Genomic DNA, 26,426 nt, shown 5'->3' with positions numbered 1-26,426 from the left:
GTGCATCCTCGAAACAAGGCTATTTGACGTGCCGCCCGCCGTTGACGGTCAGGGTCGTGCCGGTGACATAAGGGTTGTCCAGCAGATAACGCAGGCTCTGGTAGATCACTTCGCTGCCGGGTTCGATACCCAGCGCGGACTTGGCCAGGGCCTTGGCGCGGTAAGCCGCGTCGTCTTCGGGGTTGAACAGTAGCAGGGCCGGGGCGATGCCGTTGACCTTGATCGCCGGGGCGAATTTGGCCGCGAACGACAGCGTCAGGCTTTCCAGCCCGGCCTTGGTGGCGCAATAGGCGATATGCCGGGCGCTGCCTTTGCGAGTCACGTCATCGCTGATGTGCACGATATCGGCCGGCGTTGAACGCAGCAGCAACTCGGCGCCATGCAGGTTGATCAGGTAAGGCGCCAGCATGTGCACGCCGAACAGGGTGTTGAAGGCTGCCGCTTCGTTGCCAGGCGCCTCGGTCATCCAGGCCGAGGCGTTGTGCACGATGGCCCGCAGCCGGTCGGTGTGCTGCTTGAGTTGCTCGATAAAGGCCAGGATTCCCGTTTCGCTGGAGAAATCGGCGAACAGGACCACCGCCCCGAGGTCTCGCAACGTTTGCACGCCTGGGCGTTCGGTGCGATAGGTCGCGATCACCGGGTGCCCGTCCTCCAGCAAGCGCCGGGCGCAATGCAGGCCGACACGCTGGGCTGCACCAGTGATCAGGATCGGAGCGGTGGCGCTGGACATAGGAAGGCTCGGTTCGCGGCAAGAGCAAAACTATAACAGCGACAGAGGGCGCGTCCTATGTACAACGACCTATCCAGTAGCGACTCAACTTCCCTCTGTGGGAGCGAGCTTGCTCGCGATAGCGGTGTGACCGTCAATGAAGATATTGAAGGTCAGGCCGTCATCGCGAGCAAGCTCGCTCCCACAGGAATCACTGTTCAGGCGGGTGGCATCATTGGTTCTGCGTAGCCGGCAACGCCCGTTGCGGTGCGCCGTTGAGCCAGTTCGCCAGCAGATGGGTCGACATCGGGATAAACAGGTAGACCATCAGCGGCGTCAGGATAAGTGTGCTGATGAGCACGCGGCTCAACAGGCCCAGTTCGCCCAGCAGCGGTCCCAACAGGAAATTGAACAACAGCGACACGGGAAAGAACGCGAGCCAGATGGCCACGGCCTGTTTCCAGCGGGGCGGACGCTGGCCGACCGCGCCGAACCAGCCATCGATGCCGCGCACCCGATGTTCGGAGGGATGGGCAAACAGATCGCTGCCCCGTCCCAGCCAAGCCGTGCGCGAGGCGGAGTGTTCCCAGGCGTGCAGTGTCTGCTCGTCGGCAAAACGGAAAATGATCTGGAATTCATCGTCCTGGGGCGGTGGCGCGAGCACGCCGGAGCCCAGGTAGCCGGGAAAGTCAGTGGCCAATTGTTCGCCTTCGCGCAACCAGGCGATCAGGTCCTGATAGCGTCCATTGGCGACGCGGCGGGCCACCATCAGAGTGACGGGTGAGGTAGACATTATGTATCTCCGTAAGACAGGCGCAGCGCTCCGGATAGGAGGTGTGCGGGGGACGCCCCGGGGTGGTGGGAGCGTCTGGTCGCCAAAAAACAGGCAAGGATTATTCCCGATGGCGCGTAAAACAACAAAACCGCGCATTTGAATACGTTTGTCCTTGTCATGACGTGTCTTGGAGGAGGAAGATAGGATCCAATTTGCCAGCCGGAATTGTCTGCCAAAATGAGCGTAATCACAGAGGATAGCTTTATTTTCCAGGCATCAGGTGCCTTGAAAAGGGAAGATCTGTTCCCCATTCGCGAAGTCGCGCGCATGACCGGCGTGAATCCCGTGACCCTGCGCGCATGGGAGCGACGCTACGGTTTGATCCAGCCCACCCGCACCGAAAGCGGGCATCGCCTGTACTCGTTGAGTGATATCGAAAAGGTTCGCAGCATTCTGGCCTGGATCGAACGCGGCGTGGCCGTGAGCAAAGTGGGCAAGATCCTGGCCAAGACCGAGGCGGTGCAACCGATCTCCACCCTGATTTCATCCGACCTGGTCAGGGCCGATCACGCCCGGTGGCAGCAACAGGTGGCGGAGGCGGTTGGCAACTTTGACGATGTGGAGCTGGATCGCGTCTACGGGCAGGTTTTTTCTACTTACAGCGAGCCGATCGTATTCCAGAACATCCTGATGCCGCTTTGGCGTCAAATGCTGTATCGCCAGCCAGAGTTCGGACAAATCAGTGAATGGGTGTTTTTGGACGGATTCCTGCGTTCGCGCATCATCCAGCGGCTTTTGCTCAAGCGCGAAGGCACGTCGCCGCGTGTCCTGGTTTGTGCCATTGCCGGCCAGTGCCGTGAGCTGGAGTTGCTGGTCACGGCGTTGTTCCTGTCCAAGGCGGATGTGGGCGTCAGGGCGCTGTCGGTCGGCTTGCCGTTCAACGAACTCACTCTGGTGTGCCAGAAGATCCAGCCGCTGGCATTGGTGCTGGTTTCCAATCACGCGCCGCTTCCGGACTTGCCCAAGCGCCTGGGCAAATTGGCGATGAGCCTGGATTGTCCGTTGATGCTGGCCGGTGATGCGTCCGACCTGACGCAGGAAAGCCTGGCTGGCTCGTCAATCGGTTGCCTGGGCAATGAAGGAAAGATGATACACCAGCGCCTGCGTCAATTTCTGGCAGGCAACCTCGACACCTGAGTGAGTGTCACTAGAGGTGCATGGTGGGATGGGTCAGGCGATGTTGCTGCAGGATGTACTGGCGAAGGCGCTCGGTCTCGTCCTGGTCATTCTGGTTCAAGTGATAAGCCAGCAACCCTCGGTCGGTTTCCCGTTCGAAGGTGCCTCGCAACGAAATTCTCTCGTAACCTGATGGGCTGAACCACAAGGCAAACTGCTTCGGTGGCTTGGTGCGGCCGCGGTTTTCCAGCAATACACCCTTGCAGGACACTTCGTGAACCCAGAGCGGTCCCGGCTGGCCCTTGATATTTTCCAGCGCCACCGGCTCGTCGAGCGTCAGGCGCCATGGGCGTATCTTCGGTCCGTCTTCGTAGATGCTCGGCACACCCAGGCGCAGGTGCATCGCATGGAATTCGTCTTCCACCAGGTGCAATGGAAAGGTCATTTGCTGGTTTTCGAAATTGGCTTGCAGTGTGACCTGCTCATTCGCCGCCAGACGCGTCAGCAAGTCACGGATCTGCGACCCACCGTTGACCAGCAAGCTCGACGTGACATCCCGCTCGTTCAACTGCGGGTTGTGTTGCATGGACCGGATGAAATCCAGTTCATCCTGCGTCAGAAGGGCGTCGCGCTGCATGGTCGGCTCGAAATGATGATTTACATTTTCACTGGTGATTGTAGTGACTGACCCTTAATTCGTGGTTTTGTTTGAACCGTTCGTCGCTTCAAGCCGGGCAATCGTTTTCCGCGCTTCGGCCAGCTCCTTTTCCAGCTGCGCGACCCGTTGTTGAGCCTTGACCTGGATCGTGACGTCTTTTTGCACACCCACGAAATAGGTATGCCCGTCAGCCTGGTTTTTTACCGTGGACAATGACAGCTCATTCCAGAACGGCGTGCCGTCCTTGCGATAGTTTCGCAGCACTTCACGGCAGGCACCGCCCTCTCGCAAAGCCTTGCGAATGGGCTCCAGGGACGGCTGGTCCCGATCGCCCGACTGCAGGAAGCGGCAATCCTGGTAAAGGATTTCGTCGCGGTGATAGCCGGTCAAGCGTTCGAAGGCCGGGTTCACGTAGATCAGGATATTGTCGTCACCTTCTTTCTCAGCAATGACAATTCCGTCGTTGGAAGCATCGATGACCAGTTGCATCAATTGAGCGTTGATCATTGGAAAGAGCCCTTTTGGACATCCGTGTTGAAGCCGCATTTTAGAAGAAATCGATAAGCTGTCCACTGGCCATTACTGCCGTTGAGAGCCATTCGCAGCCTGGCAGGTTCAACTGGTACTATCCCGGCTCTTTTTTCCAGGTTCAGGATCAGATTGATGAAAGTCGCCATTCTTTCCGGCTCGGTGTATGGCACCGCCGAAGAAGTCGCCCGGCACGCCGCCAAACTGCTTCGCGAGGCGGGCTTCGACGCCTGGCACAACCCTCGTGCGACCCTGGCGGATGTCCAGGCATTCGCGCCAGAAGCCCTGCTGGCGGTGACTTCCACGACCGGCATGGGTGAGTTGCCAGACAGTTTGATGCCGTTGTATTCGACCCTCCGCGACCAATTGCCAGGGTTCTTTCGCGGCTTGCCCGGCGCGGTGATCGGCCTGGGCGACGCCAGCTATGGGGATACCTTCTGCGCCGGCGGCGAGCAGATGTGCGAATTGTTCGCTGAACTGGGCGTGCGCGAGGTGCTGCCGATGTTGCGTCTGGATGCCAGCGAAAGCGTCACGCCGGAAACCGACGCCGAGCCGTGGCTGGCTGAATTGAGCGACACGTTGCGTCCTTGAAGCGGATGCGGTGACTCGTTTGGCCAGTAAGCTGGCTGCCAATGCAACTACCGCCTCTGGAAGACCTGACTAGACTGATTTTCTTGCGTAAGACGTTTTGATGACAAGACTCCTATAAGAAGAAACCAGAGGTCAGAGCCGTGAGCGTAGCGCCTATCCAAACGACACTCAGTATCAAGGACCAGGTCAGTGCGGCCGAATGGCAAACCCGGGTGGACCTTGCCGCCTGTTATCGGCTGGTCGCACTGCATGGTTGGGATGACCTGATCTTCACCCATATCTCGGCGAAGGTCCCCGGCACCGAGGATTTTTTGATCAACCCGTTCGGGTTGATGTTCCATGAAGTCACCGCCTCGAGCCTGGTCAAGGTCGACCAGGCCGGTAACAAGTTGATGGACAGCCCCTACGAGATCAACCCGGCCGGCTACACCATCCACAGTGCGGTGCATGAGGTGCGCCATGATGTGGCGTGTGTGCTGCACACCCACACCGCCGCCGGCGTCGCGGTATCGGCGCAGAAGCAAGGTGTGTTGCCGATCAGCCAGCAAGCGCTGTTCGTGCTGTCGAGCCTGGGCTATCACGCTTACGAAGGGGTGGCCTTGAATCACGAAGAGAAAGCGCGCCTGCAGGCCGACCTGGGCGAAAGCAATTTCCTGATGCTGCACAACCACGGCTTGCTGACATGCGGTGGCACCATTGCCGATACCTTCCTGATGATGTTCACCTTTCAACGGGCCTGTGACATTCAGGTCCTGGCCCAGAACGGTGGAGCCGAATTGATAGCCATCGAGCCGCAGATTCTGGCCGGCGCCCGGGCGATGATCGCCGGGGTGACCAAAAGCGCCCAAGGCATGGGCGGCGCGTTGGCCTGGCCGGCGTTGCTGCGCAAGCTCGATCAACACGACACCGGGTATAGAAGTTGATGCCCCTGGCCCAGATTCCCCTGCGTATCTGGCGCCAGCGCAGCCAGACCTTCATTTTCCGTGGCCATGCCATCCATTATTGGACGGCGGGCCAGGGCGAGCCGCTGCTGCTGATCCATGGTTTCCCCACCGCCAGTTGGGATTGGCATCACCTGTGGCAACCCTTGGCGCAACGCTATCGGGTGATCGCGTGCGACATGCTCGGTTTCGGCGATTCCGCCAAACCGACGGATCACGTCTACAGCCTGCTGGAGCAGGCCGATCTGCAACAGGCCTTGCTGGCGCACCTGAATGTGAAGGGCGCGGTGCATGTGCTGGCCCATGATTATGGCGACAGCGTGGCCCAGGAGCTGCTTGCGCGGCATTACGAAGCACGCATCCATCTCGACAGCTGTGTCTTTCTCAATGGCGGCCTGTTCCCCGAAACCCACCGCCCGGTATGGGCCCAGAAACTCTTGTTAAGCCCCCTGGGCTGGCTGCTGGGGCGGATGTTCTGCCGGGAAAGCCTGGCCTGCAGCTTTCGGAAGATTTTCGGCCCCAGGACCGGTCCTACCGAAAGTGAGCTGGATGACTTCTGGAGCCTGGTGGAGACCCATCACGGGCCGCGGATCATGCACAAACTCATCGGCTATATTCCCGAACGCCGTGTGCAGCGTAATCGCTGGGTGCAGGCGATGCAGCGCGGCGACGTGCCGCTGCGGGTGATCAACGGTGCGGTCGATCCGATTTCCGGTGAGCATATGGTGGCGCGCTACGAGGCGCTGATCCCGAACCCGGACACGGTATTGCTGCCCGACATCGGTCATTACCCGCACACCGAGGCACCGGTGCAGGTGTTCGAGCATTACCTGGCGTTTCGCGAAGCCATCGCCGCACCGCACAGACAAATGGCCTATTCCTGACGACTCGGCACTGCAGAAGCAGATCTGTGGGTGGGAGCGAGCTTGCTCGCGATAGCGTCAGCACAGCCACCCTGTGTATTGACTGAAACACCGCTATCGCGAGCAAGCTCGCTCCCACAGTGGATTGATGGTGAATACAGAATTTGTGGGCAACATAAATCACCTTGTGGGAGCGAGCCTGCTCGCGATAGCGGTGCATCTGCCAGCAGGAAAATCGCACGCGCTCCCGAGGCTTGGGCCCGCATCATCCCCCCACCTTATCGCCCACCATTCACTGGCAACCGTGTTGATTGTGACCGGCCGACAGGTGCCGGACACTCGTACCCATTGTCCTATCCGCCTGCTGGAGTTCTGCCATGAGTGAGTCTGTGCGCTTCGAAGATAAAGTCGTGATCGTCACAGGAGCTGGCGGAGGCCTGGGACGCGCCCATGCGTTGCTGTTCGCCAAACAAGGCGCGAAAGTGCTGGTCAACGACCTGGGCGGCTCGGCTCAAGGGGAGGGGGCCAATGCCTCGGCAGCGGACCGGGTGGTCGCCGAAATCCGCGAGGCGGGCGGCATCGCCGAGGCCAACCACGACTCGGTGACCGATGGCGACAAGCTGGTGCAAAACGCGCTCGACGCGTTCGGTCGCGTCGATGTGGTGGTCAACAATGCCGGGATCCTGCGGGACAAGACGTTCCACAAAATGGACGACGCCGATTGGGACCTGGTCTACCGCGTCCACGTCGAGGGCGCCTACAAGGTGACCCGGGCCGCATGGCCGCACCTGCGCGAGCAAAACTACGGACGGGTGATCTTCACCGCCTCCACCTCCGGCATCTACGGCAACTTCGGCCAATCCAACTACGGCATGGCCAAGCTCGGCCTTTATGGCCTGACGCGGACCCTGGCCATCGAAGGCCGCAAGAACAACATCCTGGTCAATGCCATCGCCCCCACTGGCGGCACCCGCATGACCGAAGGCCTGATCCCGCCGCAGGTATTCGAACAGCTCAAGCCCGAACTCGTCAGCCCGCTGGTGGTATACCTCGCGAGTGAGACTTGCCAGGAAACCTCCGGCCTGTTCGAAGTGGGCGGCGGCTGGATGGGCAAGGTGCGCTGGGAGCGCAGCCTGGGTGCGGGCTTCGACCCGCGCAAAGGCTTTTCGCCCGAAGACGTCGCCGCCCATTGGCAGCAGATCTGCGACTTCGAGCATGCGGTGCACCCGAACGACAACCTGGAAGCCTTGAAAGAAATGATGGCGAACCTGCAGCGCCACGCCATCTAAGGCTCACTGCCCGGGCCGGTTGCTGCCAGCCGTGGCAACCGTGCTCATGGACAATATTTTCTCCAGGGCCGCCGGTTCTCAGGTCTCGATATTCCATCACACCGTCATATTCGCCGGGCGGAAGTGCCCTGAGTGATCAGTGACGAGGTTGACGATTTCAACGCCAATCGAAGTCTCGTTCAGGCTACGTCGATTCCCCCAACTGCTCATCCTCTCCTGTCAGGCGTGCTGTTTTCCGTTCGCATAAAAAAAGCCGCTGCAAAAAGCAGCGGCCTAAACATGACGTTGCAAAGGAGCTACAAACCAACGTCGATAAAAACGGGATGATGGACCGATGCGCCAATCCATCCGAATGACGGTGCGCCAGGCAGGAGGGTTGCCATGGCGACTTGTGCTTGCAGGCCCGTTGCACCGCAAGCCCGGCCAGCATAGGGATCGAGCCCGGTGGGAAACAGCCCGGATCCGGACATGCACCGTTGCAGGGCGCGTAACAGTCCCAGGTGGGGCAGGGGTATGCGTGGCGCTGATGATCCATCATCCAGTCTGTCCATGCGCCGCGCAAAGGCCCGCTGTGCAAGTGCTGTAATCCTTTTGAGGTACAGCGCGAATACCTCCTTGGTGCGCTTATCGCCCATGGCGTGCGGCAGTAGGGTGAAGCCTCTGTCACTCACCGGGGAAGACGCATGACAACAATAACAATGCGCGCCATCTTCAAGCCGCAGGCGCTGGCCGTCGCGGTGGCCTTGGGTTGCTCTGCCCAGGCGCAGGCCGTTTCATTCAATATTGGCGAGATCGAGGGTCAGTTCGATTCGTCGCTGTCCGTGGGCGCGAGCTGGGGCATGCGCGACGCCGACAAGGACCTGGTCGGCACGGTCAACGGCGGCCGGGGCCAATCCTCCACCGGTGATGATGGACGGCTGAACTTCAAGAAAGGCGAGACCTTTTCCAAAATCTTCAAGGGCCTGCACGACCTCGAACTCAAGTACGGCGATACCGGTGTGTTCGTGCGCGGCAAGTACTGGTATGACTTCGAACTCAAGGATGAAGGCCGCGAGTTCAAGGACATCAGCGACAGCAATCGCAAGGAAGGCGCCAAGTCCTCGGGAGCACAGATTCTCGATGCCTTCGTCTATCACAACTATTCCATCGCTGATTTGCCGGGCACCGTGCGCGCCGGCAAGCAGGTGGTCAGTTGGGGGGAAAGTACCTTCATCGGCAACTCCATCAACAGCATCAACCCGGTGGACGTGTCCGCATTCCGTCGTCCCGGTGCGGAGATCAAGGAAGGCCTGATCCCGGTGAACATGCTGTTCGCCTCCCAAGGCCTGACCGACAAGCTCACCATCGAAGGGTTCTACCAGTTGGAGTGGGACCAGACCGTGGTGGATAACTGCGGCACGTTCTTCGGCAACGACGTGGTGGCCGATGGTTGCACCAGTGGCTACACCGTGGGCAGTCCGGCGATTGCGCCGTTCGTGCCCTTGACCCGGGCATTCGGCCAGGAAATCCAGGTGTCCAGCGAAGGGGTGATCATTCCCCGTGGCGGCGACCGTGACGCCCGCGACTCCGGCCAGTGGGGCACGGCGTTGCGCTGGCTCGGCGATGACACCGAGTATGGCCTGTACTTCATGAATTACCACAGCCGTACGCCTACCGTCGGGACCACCACGGCGGGGCTCTCGACGCTGACGGCGTTGCCGGGCATGGTCGCGATTGCCAACGGCCTGGCCCCAGGCAGCGGTGCGGGCCTGGCGCAAAGCGTGATGCTGGGCCGCGGCGGGTACTACCTTGAATACCCGGAAGACATCCGCCTGTACGGCGCCAGTTTCTCCACCACGTTGCCCACCGGCACCGCGTGGACCGGGGAAGTCAGCTACCGTCCCAATGCGCCGGTGCAGGTCAATACCAACGACTTGACGCTGGCCCTGGTCAACCCGATTGCCGGTGGCGCGGCGTCGCCTATCGCGACCACGCCGGGTGCCGACAACACCGGTTACCGTCGCAAGGAGGTGACCCAGGTCCAGAGCACCCTGACGCATTTCTTCGATCAGGTGCTGGGGGCTGATCGCCTGACCCTGGTCGGCGAGGCGGCGGTGGTGCATGTCGGCGGCCTGGAGTCCAAGGACAAGCTGCGTTATGGCCGTGATTCGGTCTATGGCCAATACGGCTTCCAGGGCGACACCGATGGTTTCGTCACCTCGACGTCCTGGGGCTACCGCGCCCGGGCGATTCTCGACTACTCCAACGTGATCGGCGGGGTGAACTTCAAGCCCAACGTGTCCTGGTCCCACGACGTGGCCGGTTACGGCCCCAACGGTCTGTTCAACGAAGGCGCCAAGGCCGTCAGCGTTGGTGTCGATGCCGACTACCGCAACACCTACACCGCCAGCCTGAGCTACACCGACTTTTTTGGCGGCGATTACAACGTTCTCGAAGACCGCGATTTCCTCGCGCTGAGCTTCGGCGTGAACTTCTGATCTGGCTGACAAGGAAAACCCAATGCGCAAGATGATCCTGCAATGCGGTGCCCTGGCCTTGAGCCTGCTGGCCGCGAACGTGATGGCGGCGGTTTCGCCGGAGGAAGCGAACAAGCTGGGCACCAGCCTCACGCCAATCGGTGCGGAGAAGGCCGGCAATGCCGATGGCTCGATCCCGGCCTGGACCGGCGGCATCCCGAAAAATGCCGGGGCCGTGGACAGCAAGGGCTTTCTGGCCGACCCGTTCGCCAATGAAAAACCGCTGTTCACCATCACCGCCGCGACCGTGGACAAGTACAAGGACAAGCTGTCCGAAGGCCAGGTCGCGATGTTCAAGCGCTACCCGGAGACCTACAAGATCCCGGTCTACCCGACCCACCGCAGCGTCGGCCTGCCACCGGAAATCTACGAGTCGGCCAAGCGCAGTGCGCTCAATGTGAACGCGATCAACGACGGTAACGGCCTGGCCAATTTCACCGGCAACCGCTACTACGCGTTCCCGATTCCGAAGAACGGCGTAGAGGTGCTGTGGAACCACGTGACGCGCTATCACGGCGGCAACCTGCGGCGCATCATCACCCAAGCTACGCCGCAAACCAATGGCAGCTTCACGCCGATCCGCTTCGAAGAAGAAATCGCGGTGCCGTTCCTGATCAAGGACGCCGACCCGGAAAAAGCCGGCAACGTATTGACCTATTTCAAGCAGGAAGTGACCGCCCCGGCGCGCCTGGCCGGTAACGTGTTGCTGGTGCATGAGACCCTCGACCAAGTGAAGGAGCCACGCCTGGCCTGGATCTACAACGCCGGCCAGCGCCGTGTGCGTCGCGCCCCGCAAGTGGCCTACGACGGCCCGGGCACCGCCGCCGACGGCTTGCGCACCTCCGACAACTTCGACCTGTTTTCCGGCGCGCCGGATCGCTACGACTGGAAGCTGATCGGCAAGAAGGAAATGTACATCCCGTACAACAGCTACAAGCTCGATTCGCCAAGCCTCAAGTACGACGACGTGATCAAGGCCGGCCACATCAACCAGGACCTGACCCGCTATGAGTTGCACCGGGTCTGGGAAGTGGTGGGTACGGTCAAGCCCAGCGAACGGCACATCTATGCCAAGCGCCACATGTACATCGACGAGGACAGCTGGCAGGCGGCACTGGTGGATCACTATGACGGTCGCGGCCAACTGTGGCGGGTGGCCGAAGGTCATGCCCAGTTCTACTACGACCATCAGAACCCGGGCTACACCCTGGAGGCGCTCTACGACATCATCGCCGGCCGCTACATCGCGCTGGGGATGAAGAACGAAGAGAAACACAGCTACGAGTACGGCTTCGAAGCCCGGGCAGCCGACTACACGCCGGCGGCGCTGCGTTCGACCGGGGTTCGCTAACCCTTCGGGCGAGACACCGCACCTGTGGCGAGGGAGCTTGCTCCCGCTGGGGGCGCGCAGCGGCCCTGAAACCAGGCGGCTCGATGTATCAGGTGCATTGAATGGGCCGTTTTGGGGCTGCTGCGCAGCCCAGCGGGAGCAAGCTCCCTCGCCACGGGACCGAGTCTGACTTGAATCAGGCATGACGATCGGCAGTTCCTCCCTGCCGGTCGTTTTTTTATGGGCGCCAATCAGCGCGCTGAATACTTCTCCAAAGGTTGGCAACACAGGACTAGGGTGGAGAGATAACAATAAACAGGATCGCCCACATGACCGCCATGACCCCGTGTCCGGACCGTCCAGGATTGCTGCCTCGCCTGTCCTCGACGCATCTGCCGCGGCGGTCCCTGAGCGAGCCGCTGCTGGCTTCCGAGGCGCGGGTAAAACTGCTCTGCGCGCCAGCGGGCAGCGGCAAGAGTGCGTTATTCGCCGAGTGTTTCCTGCAGGCTCCCAGCGACTGCCGGCTGCATTGGTTGCCCCTGGGGGGCGCGGCGTTGAGCGCGGCGCAAATGTGCGAGCACCTGGCACTGACCCTCGGGCTGCCGATGCAGGATGAAGCGGGGCTGTTGGCTCACCTGGCACGTTTACAGACGCCTACCTGGTTATTTCTGGACGACTATTGTCGGGTGCCCAATCCCGAACTGGACCAACTGCTCGACCGATTGTTGAACACCAGCAGTCCGGCGTTGCACCTGTGGTTGAATGGCCGCCGTCGCCCCCACTGCAACTGGCCGCGGCTGTTGCTCGACGACGAGCTGCACGAGTTTGACCCGCAGGCGTTGTTCTTCACCCCTGATGATGTCCAGCCACTGCTTCGTCATCTGCCCGGCCCCCAGGCCGCCCGCACGGCCCGCGAGGTGATTCAGCGTAATGGTGGCTGGTGTGCCGGGGTGCGCATCACCCTGCTTGAGCGCTGCGAATGGGCGCGCAGTCATGCGACGCCGGGGCGGCCGGGAACCTTGCTCGACTACCTGGAGTACGAACTGTTCAGCACGCTGACCCCGGACCTGGCACAGGCCTGGCGCGTGCTGGCGCATCTGCCGCGCTTCAATGCCCGGCTGTGCGAGCATTTGTTCGGCGATACGGTGGGCGCGCAATGCCTGCCGTTATTGCTGGACCTGGGGTGTTTCATCGAGCCGTGGGAGCAGACGTCGGATTGGTTGCAGATTTTCCCGGCCCTGGCCCGGTTGGTGCGTGAAGAGCCCTGGTCCCAGGGCCGCTCCTGGCATCGACGGGCCTGCCAGTGGTTTGCGGCCGAGCAGGACTGGCAAATGGCGTTCGAGCAAGCCATGTTGGCCGAGGAGTTCGAGACCGCCGTCAGTTTCTTGCAGCATTTGAGCTTCGAGCATGTCTTGCAGCGTCGCAACGTGGCGCTGTTGCTGAGCTTGCACGACCAACAAGGCGACGCGCTGACCCTTGCCACGCCGCAATCGGTGGGGCTGGTCACCGCTGCACTGCTGTTCGCCGGACGCTTCGACGAGGCGTCGATCTGTATCGAGCAACTGGCCAGGTTCCTGCCGCAGCCTTCGGCCTGTCGGCAGCGACAGGTGTTGGCAAGGTGGCTGGTCTTGCGCGGCTGGTTGCTGCACCTCTCGGGCGATGGCGAACCGGCGCGCGAACATTTCCTCCAGGCCCAGGCCAGCCTGGACCCCGAGGCCTGGTCCCAACGGGTGCTGTGCCTGGGGGGGCTGACACAGCAGGCGCTGCTTGCCGGCGAACTGGCCTCGGCGCAATGGATCAACCGCCAGGCACTATGCCTGGCGCGTGCGCAAGGCTCGCTGGTCTTTGAAGGGTTGCTGGAACTGGACCACGCCCAGGTCCTGGAACAACGTGGTGCGCCGCATCGAGCCGATCATCTGCTGGCTGCCGTGCAGGCGCTGCTGGATAAACCGGGCCAGGACTTCTCTGCATTGTTGGGACGGATTGCCCTGCGGCGCGGGCGCCTGGCATTGCGCATGGGGTTTGAGGAACGGGCCGCCGAGCACTTTCAAACCGGCTTGGAAACGGGCCTGCACAGCCAGGACAAACAGGTGCTCTATGGTTTTCTCGGCAAGGCCTGCCTGGCGGCCAACCAAGGCGACTACGGCGAGGCCTTCATGCATCTGCGCGATGCCGAGCGGATCATGCAGCAGCGGCACATCCCCGACACCGTTTACCGGGGCGTGTTGTTGCAAACCAGCTGCCAGTTCTGGTTGCAACAGGGGCGGGCGGAACTGGCCCATGAAGCCTTGACCCGCGTCCTGCGGCATTTTCGTGGACCGCAGGCCAAGCACGCGCCTCCCGCGACCCTGGAGTTGATTGCGAAACTTGAATACCTGCTGGTGCTGGCCGAGGTCTACTTGCAGCGGGCACAGGACCCTCAGGCACGCCTGCAGGCCATGATCGCCCAGGCACAGCACGGTGAAATGCACAGCCTGGAAACCGAACTGCACCTGGTGCTGACGGAGGTCGTCTGGTTGTCCGGCGATCGCGCCCAGGCCCGGGAACGCCTGCAGGAGGGGCTCAAGCGAGTCACGTGCTGGCGGGCCCAGCAAGCGTTGTGCGAGCTGCGCTTGCGCCAGCCCGAGCTGTTGCGCTGGGGCCAATCGGCGGAGCAGGCCGAGTCGCCCGTCACCGGCGAGGACACCTTGCTCAGTCATCGCGAGCTGGAGGTCCTGGAGCTGATTGCCCAAGGGCATTCAAACCAACAGATTGCCGAACAGTTGTTCATCTCGTTGCACACGGTGAAAACCCATGCGCGGCGAATCCACAGCAAGTTGGGTGTGCAGCGACGTACACAGGCAGTGGCAAAAGCCAAGGTCATGGGGGTGATGGGTTAGAGGCAATGATCTATTCAGCAAGCGTTATTCCTTTGCCGCCGAAGACCGGCTAAAGGCGCTGGATTTGATCGCCTTTGAAAAATCGTCATCGACATTGTGGCCAGTTTGACTGAAAAGCCTGCAAAGGATTTATCCCTACGGACCTTCATACCCCATCCGCCAACTCACGGCCCGGGTCGCCGCCAACAGTCGTTGCGCCGCCGGGCCGTTTTCATCGGCGTGGAACAGCGAGGTCGGGCCGACGATGGTCATCACCGCCTTCACCTCGCCGACGGCATTGAAGACCGGCGCGGACAAGGCGTCCACGCCCGGCATCAGCAAGCCATGCACATGGTGCAGGCCGCGGTTGCGAATCTGCTCGCACAGGGTGGCATAGGCGCGGTCGTCGGCCAGGGCGTGGTGCTCGGTGCCTTGCACTTCCTGCTCGCGCAGGCCGACCGTCTCGCGCGCTGGCAGATAAGCACTGAACACCAGCCCGGTGGACGAACTGAGCAGCGGCAACACCGAGCCCAGTTGCGTCACCACGGTCACGGACCGCACCGCGGGCTCGATGCGCACCACGGTCGCACCATGGTTGCCCCACACCGCCAGGAAGCAGGTTTCGTTCAAGTCGTCGCGCAACTCGGCCAAGGGCAGGGCGGCCACTTGCAACACGTCCATGCCGTTCAGCGCGGCCAGGCCCACGCGCAGGGCTTCGCGGCCCAGGCCATAGTGATTGGTGGCGGCGTTCTGCTCGGCAAATCCGCTGGCGATCAAGGCCTGCAAGTAGCGATGAACCTTGCTCGCCGGCATCTGCACGTGTTCGGCCAGGCGCGACAGTGACGTGGAGGGGGAGAGTTCGGCCAGGGCCTTGAGAATGTCGGTGCCGACTTCGGCCGAGCGGACTTTCTGTTTACCGTTGCTGAGCGGGGTTTCCATGGAGGCGCAGGGTCCAGAGGCGAATGGGCGTCTTTATAGCTTGACGGTCGCTGTCGAGCAAATTACGTTATTCGTAATTGAATTACGATAAAAATAACCCGGTGCGCCTCAACCACTCCGTTGAGTGACGGGCCGCATTCCCCAGGAGGCTCCATGAACCTCGATTCCACCGCGTCGGACCTGGCTTACCAATCAGGCTTGGGCAACGAATTTGCCAGCGAAGCCTTGCCCGGCGCCTTGCCCGTCGGCCAGAACTCCCCGCAGAAAGCCCCGTACGGCCTCTATGCCGAGTTGTTCTCTGGTACGGCGTTCACCATGGCCCGCAGCGAAGCGCGGCGTACCTGGTTGTATCGCATCCGGCCGTCGGCCAATCACCCGGCCTTCACCAAGCTCGAACGGCAATTGGCGGGCGGTCCGTTGGGTGAAGTCACGCCCAATCGCTTGCGCTGGAACCCGCTGGACATTCCCGCCGAACCCACCGACTTCATTGACGGGCTGGTGTGCATGGCGGCCAATGCCGGCGCGGACAAACCGGCCGGCGTCAGCCTGTATCACTACCGGGCCAACCGCTCCATGGAGCGGGTGTTTTTCAATGCCGACGGCGAATGGCTGATCGTGCCGCAACTGGGGCGGCTGCGGATCGCCACCGAACTGGGCGTGCTGGAACTGGCGCCGCTGGAAATCGCCGTGCTGCCCCGGGGCCTGAAATTTCGCATTGAACTGCTCGACCCACAGGCCCGTGGTTACCTCGCCGAAAACCATGGCGCCCCGCTGCGTCTGCCGGACCTCGGGCCCATCGGCAGCAACGGCCTGGCGAACCCGCGGGACTTCCTGACGCCGGTCGCCCATTACGAGAACCTGGCGCAACCGACCACCCTGGTGCAGAAATTCCTCGGTGAGCTGTGGGCTTGTGAGCTGGATCATTCGCCCCTCGACGTGGTGGCCTGGCACGGCAACAACGTGCCGTACAAATATGACCTGCGCCGCTTCAACACGATTGGCACAGTCAGCTTCGATCACCCGGACCCGTCGATTTTCACCGTGCTGACCTCGCCCACCAGCGTCCACGGTTTGGCCAACCTCGACTTCGTGATCTTCCCGCCCCGCTGGATGGTGGCGGAAAACACCTTCCGTCCGCCGTGGTTCCACCGCAACCTGATGAACGAATTCATGGGCCTGATCCAGGGCGCCTACGATGCCAAGGCCGAAGGTTTCCTGCCGGGCGGTGCGTCCTTGCACAGCTGCATGAGCGCCCATGGCCCGGACGGCGAGACCTGTACCAAGGCGATCAACGCTGATCTTCAGCCGGCTAAAATCGATAACACCATGGCGTTCATGTTCGAGACCAGCCAGGTATTGCGCCCAAGCCGTTTCGCCCTGGACTGCCCGCAACTGCAAACCGACTACGATGCTTGTTGGGCCTCGCTGCCTGTCACGTTCGACCCGACCCGGAGATAACCATGACTCAAAGTTCCCCTGCCCGTAGCTGGGTCGCCAGTGCCAACGGCCACGCCGACTTCCCGTTGCAGAACCTGCCATTGGGTGTCTTCAGTGTCGATGGTGGTGCCCAGCGCAGTGGCGTGGCGATTGGCGAGCGGATTTTCGATCTGCAGGCGGCGCTGCACGCGGGGTTGTTCGATGGCGCGGCGCAACAAGCCGTCGAAGCCATGACTGGCGGCCAGTTGAATGGGTTTTTCGACCTGGGTCGCGGCGCCCGGGTGGCCCTGCGTGAACGACTGCTGGAACTGTTGCGCGAAGACAGTCCGTTGCGCGGCAAGGTCGAAGCGCTGGAGGCGAAGCTGCTGCTCCTCGCTGCCGACTGCCAGATGCACCTGCCGGCCAGGATCAACGACTACACCGACTTCTACGTCGGTATCGAGCACGCGCAGAATGTCGGCAAGCTGTTTCGCCCCGACAATCCATTGCTGCCCAACTACAAATACGTGCCCATCGGTTACCACGGTCGCGCCTCGACCATTCGCCCGTCCGGTACCGACGTGCGCCGTCCCAAGGGCCAGACCCTGCCGGCCGGCCAGACCGAGCCAACCTTCGGCCCGTGTGCGCGGCTGGACTATGAGCTGGAGCTGGGCATCTGGATCGGCAAGGGCAACGCACTGGGCGAACCGATCCCCATCGGCGATGCCGCCGAGCACATTGGCGGGTTCTGCCTGCTCAACGACTGGTCGGCCCGGGATATCCAAGCCTGGGAATACCAGCCCCTGGGGCCGTTTCTGTCGAAGAGTTTCCTGACCAGCATTTCGCCGTGGGTGGTCACGGCCGAGGCTCTGGAACCGTTCCGCCGCCCGCAACCGGCGCGCCCGGAAGGCGATCCGCAACCGCTGCCGTATCTGCTGGACACCCGTGACCAGGCCGGCGGTGCCTTCGATATCGAGCTGGAGGTCCTGTTGCTGACCGAGGCCATGGTCGAGCAGAACCTGCCGGCCCAGCGCCTGACGTTGAGCAACACCCAGTACATGTACTGGACCGTGGCGCAAATGGTCGCGCACCACAGCGTCAACGGCTGCCAGTTGCAGGCCGGCGACCTGTTTGGTTCGGGCACCTTGTCGGGGCCTGAAAACCATCAGTTCGGCAGCCTGCTGGAAATCACCGAAGGCGGTAAAAAGCCGATCGAACTGGCGTCTGGCGAAGTGCGTCGATTCCTTGAGGACGGTGACGAAATCATCTTGCGGGCCCGTTGCCGCCGCGAGGGTTTCGCCTCCATCGGCTTCGGCGAGTGTCGGGGCAAGATCCTGTCGGCGCGTTGAGGGGCAGCGCATGGAACTCTATACCTACTACCGCTCCACCTCGTCCTATCGGGTGCGTATCGCGCTGGCGCTCAAGGGCCTGGATTACCAGACCTTGCCCGTCAACCTGATCGCTGCGCCTGGGGGCGAGCATCGCCAGCCGGCCTATCTGGCGATCAACCCCCAGGGCCGGGTGCCGGCGCTGCGTACCGATGAAGGTGCGTTGCTGGTGCAATCACCGGCCATCATCGAATACCTGGAGGAGCGTTACCCCCAGGTGCCACTCCTCAGCGCCGACTTGGCGGTGCGCGCCCACGAGCGTGGTGTCGCCGCGTTGATCGGTTGCGACATTCATCCCCTGCACAACGTCAGCGTGCTCAACAAACTGCGGCAGTGGGGCCACGACGAGGCGCAAGTGACGGAGTGGATCGGGCATTGGATCAGCCAGGGCTTGGCGGCGGTGGAGCAGTTGATTGGCGACGACGGCTACTGCTTCGGCGCGCTGCCGGGGCTGGCGGATGTGTACCTGATCCCGCAGTTGTACGCGGCCGAGCGGTTCAATGTTTCCTTACAGGAGTATCCACGGATCCGTCGCGTAGCGGCATTGGCGGCTGGGCATGGGGCGTTCCAACAGGCGCATCCGGCGAATCAGCCGGATACCCCTTGATCCCTCCTGTGGGAGCGAGCCTGCTCGCGATAGCAATGGGGAAGACACAATGATGGTGAGGCTGCTTGCCTCATCGCGAGCAAGCTCGCTCCCACAGTTGATCGCATTGAACTCACTGTTGATGTTCGCCGCAGATCCAATGTGGGAGCGAGCTTGCTCGCGATAGCGATTCAACAAGCAACCTGAATCTACACGCCTGCAACGCTCAATGCACAACCGAATTCGGCGGCAAATGCCCCAGCCGCTCCGTCAGCCGGATTCGCTGGATCGGATCGTCGCTGAGCATCAGCGCATGTTCCAGGTCGAAGCGTTCGGCGTTGGGGCAATCGAGTCGCTGATACAGGCTGGCGCGCGCCAGGTAATCGGCGGCGCTGGCGTTGCCCAGTTCCAGCACCCGTTCGGCGTCGATCAGTGCCGCGATGTAATCGTCGTTCGCCAGATGCAGTTGGCGCAGGTTGCGCGACAAGCGCTGCAGCATCTGTGTCGGCTCGGCGTTGACCAGGTGCTCCGCCTTGAGCGACATGTTCGCGCCGTATTGGCGTTGCAGCAGTTCCCGGCAGTCATTGGGGTACAGCCGGCGCCCACCGCATGGATCGAGCAGGTGATCGGCGCCGGGCACCTTCAGCAGGAAATGCCCGGGGAAATTGACACCGACCATCGGAATTTCCAGGCCCCGGGCCAGTTCCAGGGCAATCAGCCCGAGGGCCAGGGGCTGCCCGCGCTTGCGTACCAGGACCTGGTCCAGCAACGCCGCGCGTGGTCGCAGGGGGGTGAAGTCGTCTTGGGCGAAGCCCAGGTCATTGAGCCGTCGCAACAGAGGCTGGCCCAGTTCGTTGACAGGCAGCATCGGCAGGTCATGGCTGACCCGCTGTTGCAGCTCCTTGAAATCCTTCAGCAAGGCCGGGACGTCGACGTCGCGATCATGTTCGGCAGCGATCCACAACGCCGCTTCGAACAGCGCAGGTGGTGAGCGGTGCAGACAGTCAAAAAAGGCTTGGCGCGGTTTCATCGAACTCTCCGGGCTATGCTCCCGTTTTAGCCCTGCCATGGATTTTCGTCCAGTCTCGGACAGGGGCTGTGAAAGGTTATGCCGAAAAAGACTGACCACCCTGGCGACTTATTCCGGCGTGCTCCAGCAATTTTCGACTGCACGCCTATACTGGCGAAACAAACAAAAGTGATTCGGGAGCCTTACGATGTTTGCTCTCATGCAAAGCTCCCGCCTTGAATCGCTGTACCTAAGCGTAGACCCGGCGACCGGGTTGAAGGCGGTGATTGCCATTCATTGCAGCCGTCCCGGGCCCGCCCTGGGGGGCTGTCGTTATCTTGCCTACCCCGACGACGAAAGCGCCGTGGCTGACGCCGTGCGCCTGGCCCAAGGCATGAGCTACAAGGCGGCGCTGGCCGGCTTGCCCGTGGGCGGCGGGGTCGCGGTAATCATGCGTCCGGCCCATGTCGAGAGCCGGGCGGCGCTGTTCGAAGCCTTTGGTCGTTGCATCGAGCAATTGGACGGGCGCTACATCACGGCCATCGACAGTGGCACGTCGGTGGCGGACATGGATTGCATCGCCCAGCAGACCCGCCATGTCACCAGCACCACGGCCTCGGGAGACCCCGCGCCCCACGCGGCAATGGGCGTCTTTGCCGGCATCCGTGCCACCGCCATGGCCCGCCTGGGCAGCGATAACCTCGAAAGCCTGCGGGTGGCGATCCAGGGCCTGGGCAATGTCGGTTATGCCCTGGCCGAACAACTGCACGCAGCGGGTGCCGAACTGCTGGTCAGCGACATCGACCCAGGCAAGGTGCAACTGGCCATGGAGCAACTGGGTGCCCATCCGATCGCTAACGACGCGTTGCTCAGCACCCCTTGCGACATCCTCGCCCCCTGCGGCCTGGGCGGCGTGCTCAACAGCCACAGCGTGGCGCAACTGCGCTGCTCGGCCGTTGCCGGCTCGGCTCATAATCAGTTGAGTAATCTGCAGGTGGCCGACCAATTGGAAAGGCGTGGGATTCTCTATGCGCCGGACTATGTGATCAACTCCGGGGGCCTGATCTATGTCGCGCTGAAACATCGCGGCGAAGAACTGTCGACGATCACCGCGCACCTGTCGAAGATCGGTGCCCGGCTCACGGAAGTCTTCGCCCACGCCCAGGCGGAAAAGCGCTCACCGGCGCGGGTGGCCGATGAGTTGGCGGAGCGTCTGCTGTACTGCTGAAAATCCAATGTGGGAGCGAGCTTGCTCGCGATAGCGGTGTGACAGTCGATGCAGGTGTTGAATGTACCGCCGCCATCGCGAGCAAGCTCGCTCCCACAGGTTTGTACTCGCCTCTATTGTGCTTAACCGTCTAGCGTCAGGCGTGCTGCCCTTATCCAGCCATTACCTCAGCAGGTACACCGGAAAGCATTCGCACAAATGCATCACCCGGCGCCGGGTGTTATCCAGGCGTGCCGCGTTGTCCGGTTGTTCCAGCAGATCAGCGATCAGGTTCGCCACTTCGGCACATTCCGCTTCGCCAAAGCCACGTGTGGTCAACGCAGGCGTGCCGATGCGAATGCCGCTGGTGATCGCCGGTTTCTGCGGATCATTGGGGATCGCGTTTTTGTTCAACGTGATATGGGCACTTTCCAGTAGCGCTTCGGCGTCTTTGCCGGTGATGTTCATCGAGCGCAGATCGAGCAGGAACATGTGGCAGTCGGTGCCGCCGGACACCACCCGCAAACCGCGTCGGGTCAGGACGTTGGCCATGACCCGGGCATTGTCGATTACCCGCTGCTGGTAATGCTTGAACCCGTCGCCCAGGGCTTCATTGAAGGCCACGGCCTTGGCGGCGATGACGTGCATCAGCGGGCCGCCCTGGTACACCGGGAAAATCGTCTTGTCGAGCAGGGCGGCGTATTGCGCCTTGGCCAGGATCAAGCCGCCACGGGGGCCGCGCAAGGTTTTGTGGGTGGTGGAGGTGATGAAGTCGGCGATGCCCACCGGCGAGGGGTACACACCGGCAGCGATCAACCCGGCGTAGTGCGCCATGTCCACCATCAGGTAGGCGCCGATTTCATCGCAGACTTTGCGAAAGCGCTGGAAGTCGAGGGTCCGCGAATAGGCCGAGGCCCCGGCGATGATCATCTTCGGCCGGTGTTCCCGGGCCAGGGCTTCCATTTCTTCGTAGTCGAGGGTTTCGGTTTCCGTGTCCAGGCCATAGGAGAAGGCCCGGTAAATTTTGCCGGAAAAATTCACCGAGGCGCCGTGGGTCAGATGGCCGCCATGGGCCAGGGACATGCCCAGGATCGTGTCGCCGGGTTCAAGTACCGCCAGGAAAACCGCCTGGTTGGCCTGGGAACCGGAGTGCGGCTGCACGTTGACGTATTCGCAATTGAACAGCTTGCGCGCACGTTCGATGGCCAGGTTCTCGATTTCATCGACGACCTTGCAGCCCCCGTAGTAACGCTTGCCTGGATAGCCTTCGGCGTACTTGTTGGTGAGCCCGGAGCCCTGGGCCTGGAGCACTTCTTCGCTGACGTAGTTTTCCGAAGCGATCAGCTCCAGATGGGTTTCCTGGCGGTTGCGCTCGCGGTCGATCAGACGGGCAATGGCGGGGTCGAAATTTTGCAGGCTCATGGTGTGATTCCTTAGATAAGCGCTTCGGCCGGCGGCGCAGTCACGTGATGTGACAACACCCGTGGATGGCTTTTGGCCGAGTCGGATAGAAAAATGGAGGTGTCTTTCAAACCGCTGCCGGTAATCAGGATCACGGCGGTTTGCGGTGTGTCGGGGTGCGTTGCTGCGTACTTGAGCAGGCCGGCGAAGGCGCTGGCGGCGCCGGCTTCCGGAAACACGCCGGTGCTGGCGGCCAATCGGGAGGCGGCGGCGACAATGCTCGGGTCGCTGACGCAAATGAACTCGCCGCCGCTGGCGGTCACCGCGCGCATGGCCTTGAGGCGATCACGGGGCAGCGCCACGTTGATGCTGCTGGCCAGGCTGGTGGGCGGCAAGCGTTCGGTCTGTTGCATCGAGCGGTCGTGGCGCCAGGCGCGGTACATGAAGTTGCTGTGCTCGGCCTGCACGCCGATCAGGCGTGGGAGGCGTTCGATCCAACCCAATTGCAGCAAGTCGAAAAAGCCTTTGTAGACCGAGCCCAGGATGCAGCCGTTGCCGACGGGCACGAACACCAGGTCCGGCACCTGCCAGTTGAGCTGTTCGCACATCTCGAAGGCGACGGTCTTCTTGCCTTCGCTCATGTACGAGTTGATCCCGGTGGTGCGGTTGTACCAGCCGTGTTTTTCGCAGGCGTTGAGGCATTGTTCGAAGGCTTCGTCGTATTGCCCGTCGACCAGCACGATCTCGGCGCCGTAGCCTTGCATCTGCGCGAGCTTTTCTCGGGGCGCGCTCTTGGGCAGGTAAATGACGTTGTGCAAGCCCAGGCTGGCGCTCATCCCGGCCAATGCCGAAGCGGCATTGCCAGTGCTGGCCACGGCTACGGTGCGGGCGCCGGATTGCATGGCGTGGGCCACGGCCAGGGCGCTGGCGCGATCCTTCAATGACCCGGTCGGTTGCCGCGATTCGTCTTTTACGAAAACTTTGATCCGGGCACCTTTGCCGAGCAGTTCCGGGCGAGAGTACAGTGGCGTATTGCCCACCAGTAACGGTGGAATGAATTGCGTCGAGCTCAACGGCATCAAGCGGTCATAGCGCCACATGCCACGGGCATGGTCATGGGCCAGGCTGTCCCGGGACCATTCGCGCTTGAGCGTCGGGTAATCGTAAAGCGCGTCCAGGGCGCCATCGATTTTGCAATGAGGGCAGTAGTAGCTGACCTCGTGAGGCTGGTAGCTTCGATCGCAAACCAGGCACTGCAATACATACTCTCTGTACGAATTTTTCATGGTCACCCTCTGAAAGTACGCTGTGCTGGTGCTTTCCTTGCCAACGTCGGTCCGGCTCACCGGACCGACGGGCACTCCGCTGACAGAAGGTGTTTCAGATCACCATGATGGCGTCGATGGCAACCAGGGTATTGCGTGCCAGCGCGCTGGCGCCGGCGGTGGTGCGGGCCGGGTAAGGCTTGGTGAAGTACTCCTCCATGACGCGGTTGAGGGTCGGGAACTCACTCAAGTCAGTGATGAACGCCGTGACCTTGACCACGTTCGCCAGGGTGCCGCCTGCCGCTTCGGCCATTTGCACCAGGTTGTCGAGGGTCTGGCGCAGTTGGCCTTCGAAATCCTTGGCCAGCACTTCGTTGTTCAGCGCCGAGACCGGGGTCTGTGCCGACAGGTAGATGGTCTGCCCGTGACTGACCTTGATGCCCTGGGAGTAAGTGCCCAGTGGCAGTGGCGCCTTGTCGGTAAAAATGACGTTATCTTCGCCCAGGAAAGGTTTGGCGGCGGGCTGGATTTGAGCGGTGGTTTGCATGGTGACGTTCCTTGTTAAGTGGATGGGGTTAGTGCAAATCGGCAACCTGCTTGACGGCCAGGCTGGAAAATTCCTCGTCGCGGCAACGGGCCGGGGAAAAGTGCTGGTAGTTGAGTTGCAGCGCCGCCAGGTCGGCCGGCATGGCGATGCCCAGCGCCGCATGACTGCACAGGCGTGCAATGGCGGGTGCGGCCTGGATGCCGTAGCCACCCAGGGCCGCAAGCCAGATAAAGCTCTCTTGCTGCGGGTCCTGGCCGAGCACCGGCGAGCGGTCGGCGACGAAGGTGCGCAGACCGGCCCATTTATTGATGATCGAACGGGGGCGCAGGCGCGTGGTGTTTTGCAGGCGATCCATGGTGATGGCCAGGTCAAGCTCTTCCGGCAATGCATCGCAGGGCACCGACGGGCTTTCATCGCAGGGGGAGACGATCAGTCGCCCGGCTTCAGGCTTGATGAAAATGTCCTCGTCCACCGTGCCCAAGTAGGGCGTGTGGTGCACGTCGCACTGTGGATCGACCGCCAGCACGGTGCGCCGCAATGGCCGGACACCGACTTTGGGCACGCCGCAGCGCTCGGCGATTTCATCGGCCCAGGCACCGGCGGCGTTGACCACGATGGCGGCTTGCAGTGGCTGGCCGTCCCGGGTGTGCAAGCGCCAGTGCCCGTCGCGATGTTCGCCTCGCAGCACTTCGGTCTCGCGCTTGACCACGCCGCCACGGGCACGCAGGCCACTCAGGTAAGCACCATGAATGCCATGCACATCCAGGTCGAAGGCGCTGGGCTCGTAGATCCCGGCGCTCCAGGCGCCTTCGGCGAGGTAGGGGACCCGTTCCCGTACTTGCTTGTCATCGAGCAACTCGGCCGTGGGCACTTGCTCCAGCACGGCGTTGAAACGTGCTTTGAGTTTGTCCACCCGTGTCGCCTGGGCCACGATCAGTGCGCCCCGCGGCGCCCATAGCGGATGCTCGGCCAAGCCCTCGGGCGGGTTCTCGAAAAAGCGTCGGGACGCACAGGTCAGCGAACGGATCTGCTGGTTGCCGTAGCTCTCCATCGAGATCGCGGCCGAACGCCCGGTGGTGTGATAAGCCAGTTGCTGTTCCTGTTCAAGCAGGCAGACGCTGCCATGGGCCGCCAGCTCATAAGCGGCTGAGACGCCGGCGATGCCGCCACCCACCACAATGAAGTCGTAACGAGCGATCATGGTCGGCTGCCCTCGACGATAGCGTCGGCTTTGCTTTCCCGGGTGTAGGTCAGCACGAAGTGCGCCACGAGACCAAAGATCAGCCCCCAGAACGCGGCGGCCAGGCCGAGGAAACTCATGCCCGAGGCCGTCACCAGGAAGGTGATGAGTGCGGCTTCCCGCTGTTTCTCATCCGCCATGGCGCCGGTCAGCCCGGCACTGATCGCGCCAAACAAGGCGAGGCCGGCGAGGGAGGCGATCAATTCTTTTGGCAGGGCGGAAAACACCGAGGCCAGGGTCGCGCCGAAGGTGCCCATCAGGATGTAGAACACCCCGCAGGCAATCCCGGCGATGTAGCGTTTGTCACTGTCCTCGTGGGCTTCGCGACCGGTGCAGATCGCTGCGGTAATGGCCGCCAGGTTAAGACCGTGGGACCCGAACGGGGCCATCAGGGCCGAGCCGATCGCGGTGACCGAAATGATCGAGCGCGCTGGCGTGTTGTAGCCCGAGGTGCGCAACACGGCCATGCCGGGCACGTACTGGCCGGTCAAGGTCACCAGCGCCAGTGGCAGGCCGATGTTGATGATCGCGTGCCAGTTCCATTCAGGTGCGATGAAGACCGGATGGGCCACGGCGATGGTGATCGAGTTGCTGTTGAGTTCACCGAACGAGGCAGCCACCGCGCAGCCGATGATCAGCACCGACAGAATGGCGTAGCGTGGCGAAAAACGCTTGAAGACCAGATACGCCGCGATCATCGCCAGCACCATCGCCGGCTGCAGCTTGATCGACGTGAACAGTTCGGCACCGAAGCGGAACAGGATGCCGGCGAGCATGGCGGCGGCAATGGCCTTGGGCAGTCGGCTCATCAGCTTGTCGAACGCCCCGGACAAACCGACCAAGGCGATGATCAGCGATGCCACCACATAGGCACCAATGGCCTGGGGCAGGGTCACGGTAGGCAGCATCGACACCAGCAACGCCGCCCCCGGAGTCGACCAGGCGGTGATGACGGGGACACGCAGGCGCCAGCTCAGGAGCAGGCCGGTAATCCCGCTGCCGATGGAAATGGCCCAGATCCACGAAGACACCACGTCATCGGGCAGGTGCGCTTCCTTGGCTGCCTGGAACACGATGATGAGCGGTCCGGCGTAGGAAATGATCACGGCGATGAAGCCCGCGATGATCGCTGACAGGGATAGATCCTTTCTGAGTGTGTCCATGATGTCTCGACTTGGCGCGGCAGGAGCGCGC

23 protein-coding genes are annotated in these 26,426 nt (G+C 62.0%); 12 read left to right on the top strand and 11 right to left on the bottom strand.

Annotation, left to right across the window (positions count from 1 at the left end; translation table 11 throughout):
- Window positions 1-19: 19 nt before the first annotated feature.
- Window positions 20-730 (bottom strand): dihydromonapterin reductase, encoded by a 711-nt coding sequence (gene folM, locus AC515T_RS23985; protein ID WP_496530281.1) that lies wholly within the window; start codon window positions 728-730, stop codon window positions 20-22.
- 211 nt (window positions 731-941) lie between these two features.
- Entirely contained in the window at window positions 942-1,502 is a 561-nt protein-coding gene (locus AC515T_RS23980; protein ID WP_496530280.1) for an antibiotic biosynthesis monooxygenase, read from the bottom strand.
- 219 nt (window positions 1,503-1,721) lie between these two features.
- Between AC515T_RS23980 and AC515T_RS23975 the strand changes: the two genes are divergently transcribed.
- Window positions 1,722-2,681 (top strand): MerR family transcriptional regulator, encoded by a 960-nt coding sequence (locus AC515T_RS23975; protein ID WP_496530279.1) that lies wholly within the window; start codon window positions 1,722-1,724, stop codon window positions 2,679-2,681.
- 10 nt (window positions 2,682-2,691) lie between these two features.
- Here AC515T_RS23975 and AC515T_RS23970 read toward each other — a convergent pair whose 3' ends face one another.
- Window positions 2,692-3,297, bottom strand: a complete 606-nt coding sequence (locus AC515T_RS23970) for a hypothetical protein (protein WP_496530278.1) — start codon at window positions 3,295-3,297, stop codon at window positions 2,692-2,694.
- Window positions 3,298-3,351: 54 nt separating this feature from the next.
- Window positions 3,352-3,825 (bottom strand): PAS domain-containing protein, encoded by a 474-nt coding sequence (locus AC515T_RS23965; protein WP_496530277.1) that lies wholly within the window; start codon window positions 3,823-3,825, stop codon window positions 3,352-3,354.
- A 156-nt stretch (window positions 3,826-3,981) separates the two neighbouring features.
- Between AC515T_RS23965 and AC515T_RS23960 the strand changes: the two genes are divergently transcribed.
- From AC515T_RS23960 to AC515T_RS23930, 7 genes are all read left to right on the top strand, one after another.
- Window positions 3,982-4,437 (top strand): flavodoxin, encoded by a 456-nt coding sequence (locus AC515T_RS23960; RefSeq protein ID WP_496530276.1) that lies wholly within the window; start codon window positions 3,982-3,984, stop codon window positions 4,435-4,437.
- 140 nt (window positions 4,438-4,577) lie between these two features.
- The gene (locus tag AC515T_RS23955; RefSeq protein WP_496530275.1) at window positions 4,578-5,360 is read left to right on the top strand and encodes a class II aldolase/adducin family protein; all 783 of its coding nucleotides are present in this window, start codon (window positions 4,578-4,580) and stop codon (window positions 5,358-5,360) included.
- Complete coding sequence (locus AC515T_RS23950) at window positions 5,360-6,262, top strand: alpha/beta fold hydrolase (protein ID WP_496530274.1); 903 nt, start codon at window positions 5,360-5,362, stop codon at window positions 6,260-6,262. Before AC515T_RS23955 ends, AC515T_RS23950 begins: the two co-directional genes overlap by 1 nt.
- 356 nt (window positions 6,263-6,618) lie before the next feature.
- Complete coding sequence (locus tag AC515T_RS23945) at window positions 6,619-7,530, top strand: SDR family oxidoreductase (RefSeq protein WP_496530273.1); 912 nt, start codon at window positions 6,619-6,621, stop codon at window positions 7,528-7,530.
- Between the two features lie 683 nt (window positions 7,531-8,213).
- Window positions 8,214-10,007 (top strand): DUF1302 domain-containing protein, encoded by a 1,794-nt coding sequence (locus AC515T_RS23940; protein WP_496530272.1) that lies wholly within the window; start codon window positions 8,214-8,216, stop codon window positions 10,005-10,007.
- 22 nt (window positions 10,008-10,029) lie between these two features.
- Window positions 10,030-11,397 carry a DUF1329 domain-containing protein gene (locus AC515T_RS23935; RefSeq protein ID WP_496530271.1) on the top strand — a complete coding sequence of 456 codons (1,368 nt, stop codon included), beginning with the start codon at window positions 10,030-10,032 and terminating at the stop codon, window positions 11,395-11,397.
- 308 nt (window positions 11,398-11,705) lie between these two features.
- The gene (locus tag AC515T_RS23930; RefSeq protein ID WP_496530270.1) at window positions 11,706-14,255 is read left to right on the top strand and encodes a helix-turn-helix transcriptional regulator; all 2,550 of its coding nucleotides are present in this window, start codon (window positions 11,706-11,708) and stop codon (window positions 14,253-14,255) included.
- Between the two features lie 135 nt (window positions 14,256-14,390).
- Here AC515T_RS23930 and AC515T_RS23925 read toward each other — a convergent pair whose 3' ends face one another.
- Complete coding sequence (locus AC515T_RS23925) at window positions 14,391-15,173, bottom strand: IclR family transcriptional regulator (protein WP_496530269.1); 783 nt, start codon at window positions 15,171-15,173, stop codon at window positions 14,391-14,393.
- A gap of 153 nt (window positions 15,174-15,326) precedes the next feature.
- Between AC515T_RS23925 and hmgA the strand changes: the two genes are divergently transcribed.
- The 3 genes from hmgA to maiA are packed head-to-tail and all read left to right on the top strand — an operon-like array spanning window position 15,327 to window position 18,584.
- Entirely contained in the window at window positions 15,327-16,631 is a 1,305-nt protein-coding gene (gene hmgA / locus AC515T_RS23920) for a homogentisate 1,2-dioxygenase (protein WP_496530268.1), read from the top strand.
- A gap of 2 nt (window positions 16,632-16,633) precedes the next feature.
- Window positions 16,634-17,938, top strand: coding sequence for a fumarylacetoacetase (gene fahA, locus AC515T_RS23915; protein WP_496530267.1), 1,305 nt, complete (start codon window positions 16,634-16,636; stop codon window positions 17,936-17,938).
- Window positions 17,939-17,948: 10 nt separating this feature from the next.
- Window positions 17,949-18,584 carry a maleylacetoacetate isomerase gene (maiA, locus tag AC515T_RS23910; protein ID WP_496530266.1) on the top strand — a complete coding sequence of 212 codons (636 nt, stop codon included), beginning with the start codon at window positions 17,949-17,951 and terminating at the stop codon, window positions 18,582-18,584.
- Between the two features lie 205 nt (window positions 18,585-18,789).
- On the opposite strand, the gene AC515T_RS23905 is transcribed toward maiA, so the two are convergent.
- Window positions 18,790-19,593, bottom strand: a complete 804-nt coding sequence (locus AC515T_RS23905; RefSeq protein WP_496530265.1) for a SirB1 family protein — start codon at window positions 19,591-19,593, stop codon at window positions 18,790-18,792.
- 187 nt (window positions 19,594-19,780) lie between these two features.
- Here AC515T_RS23905 and AC515T_RS23900 point away from each other — a divergent pair, with 187 nt between their 5' ends.
- Window positions 19,781-20,800 carry a Glu/Leu/Phe/Val dehydrogenase family protein gene (locus AC515T_RS23900; RefSeq protein ID WP_496530264.1) on the top strand — a complete coding sequence of 340 codons (1,020 nt, stop codon included), beginning with the start codon at window positions 19,781-19,783 and terminating at the stop codon, window positions 20,798-20,800.
- Between the two features lie 162 nt (window positions 20,801-20,962).
- Here the strand turns inward: AC515T_RS23900 and glyA are convergent, their stop codons facing one another.
- The 5 genes from glyA to AC515T_RS23875 all read right to left on the bottom strand — a co-directional run bounded on the left by glyA (window position 20,963) and on the right by AC515T_RS23875 (window position 26,395).
- The gene (glyA, locus tag AC515T_RS23895; protein WP_496530263.1) at window positions 20,963-22,201 is read right to left on the bottom strand and encodes a serine hydroxymethyltransferase; all 1,239 of its coding nucleotides are present in this window, start codon (window positions 22,199-22,201) and stop codon (window positions 20,963-20,965) included.
- A gap of 11 nt (window positions 22,202-22,212) precedes the next feature.
- Window positions 22,213-23,466, bottom strand: coding sequence for a threonine synthase (gene thrC / locus AC515T_RS23890; RefSeq protein ID WP_496530262.1), 1,254 nt, complete (start codon window positions 23,464-23,466; stop codon window positions 22,213-22,215).
- A 94-nt stretch (window positions 23,467-23,560) separates the two neighbouring features.
- Entirely contained in the window at window positions 23,561-23,992 is a 432-nt protein-coding gene (locus AC515T_RS23885) for a Rid family detoxifying hydrolase (protein ID WP_496530261.1), read from the bottom strand.
- Window positions 23,993-24,020: 28 nt separating this feature from the next.
- Window positions 24,021-25,193, bottom strand: a complete 1,173-nt coding sequence (locus AC515T_RS23880; protein WP_496530260.1) for an NAD(P)/FAD-dependent oxidoreductase — start codon at window positions 25,191-25,193, stop codon at window positions 24,021-24,023.
- On the bottom strand, window positions 25,190-26,395 hold the full coding sequence (locus AC515T_RS23875) for a benzoate/H(+) symporter BenE family transporter (RefSeq protein WP_496530259.1): 1,206 nt from the start codon (window positions 26,393-26,395) through the stop codon (window positions 25,190-25,192). The genes AC515T_RS23880 and AC515T_RS23875 overlap by 4 nt, the downstream gene beginning before the upstream one ends.
- Window positions 26,396-26,426 lie beyond the last annotated feature (31 nt).

The sequence above is a fragment of the Pseudomonas sp. FSO-7 genome, from assembly GCF_059579345.1.
Note: the sequence above shows the minus strand (reverse complement) of the source record. Positions and strands in the feature narration are given on the sequence as shown.